Source organism: Mesorhizobium sp. M7A.F.Ca.CA.002.09.1.1 (assembly GCF_003998555.1).
Lineage (GTDB): Bacteria > Pseudomonadota > Alphaproteobacteria > Rhizobiales > Rhizobiaceae > Mesorhizobium > Mesorhizobium ciceri.
The window spans coordinates 1-895 of record NZ_RZRR01001376.1 but is presented as its reverse complement, the minus strand read 5'-3'; the positions used below and the strand labels follow the sequence as shown (position 1 = coordinate 895).

General features: G+C 63.2%; 1 protein-coding gene. It reads right to left on the bottom strand.

Annotated features, from left to right (window positions below):
* Positions 1-304 precede the first annotated feature (304 nt).
* Positions 305-895: NmrA family NAD(P)-binding protein (locus tag EN994_RS33345; RefSeq protein WP_127308251.1), on the bottom strand; the 591-nt coding region annotated here is incomplete at its 5' end.

Genomic DNA, 895 nt, shown 5'->3' with positions numbered 1-895 from the left:
TGCCGGTGTGGCAGGACCGGCTGTTCATCGGCCTGGCGCGCACGGCGGCCGACGCGACGGAGTATTTCCAAATCCCGACCGGGCGCGTGGTGGAGATCGGCACTCAGGTGGCCATCTAGGACATGCCGATATTCAGGTGAGGCCGGCCTGCGAACGGCAGGTTCCTGCGCTTCCGGTACTCACGGACCAAGTGTCCGCTCCGTTCCGGTTCTCGGAACCCACATTCTCGGTCCAGCCTGACCTGAATCTCGACATGTCCTGGCGAATGAGCTGTGTCTTGCGGCACAGTCCATGTCACTCCGCTTCAACCGGCCAGCGCGGCCTTGTTCGCCTCGAGGAACTGCTTCAGCGTTTTTGGCTTGCGGCCGGAAAGCGTCTCGATCGCGTCGGTCACCATGGCGATGCGGCCGGAGCGCGTGTTGACGTCGAAGGACACGATGACTTCAGCAAAATCCTCGGGAACGCCGGATGCCTTTACCCCTTCGGTGAGCGCTTCATCCGGAACCTGCACGACATCGAGCGACTTGCCGGTGACCTCGCTTACCAGGGCGGCAATCTCTGCCGTGGTGTAGGCGTGCGGACCGGTCAAGGTGTAGGTCTTGCTTTCGTTTGAAGCGCCAGCGAGGCTGGCGGCGATCGCCGCTGCCATGTCGTCGCGCGCACCGTGGGCAATGCGCCCGTCGCCGGCCGACGTGTACCATTTTCCCGAGGCGATCGCGTGCGGCAGGGCCATGAACAGGTTCTCCTGGTACCAGCCGTTGCGGAAGATCGTGTAGGGGATGCCGCTCGCCTTGATCGCCTGCTCGGTGCTGTAGTGGTCATCGGCAAACAGGACCGGCGATACCGGCTCCGGATTGGGCATCGAGGTGTAGAGCAGATGCGAAATGCCGGCGTT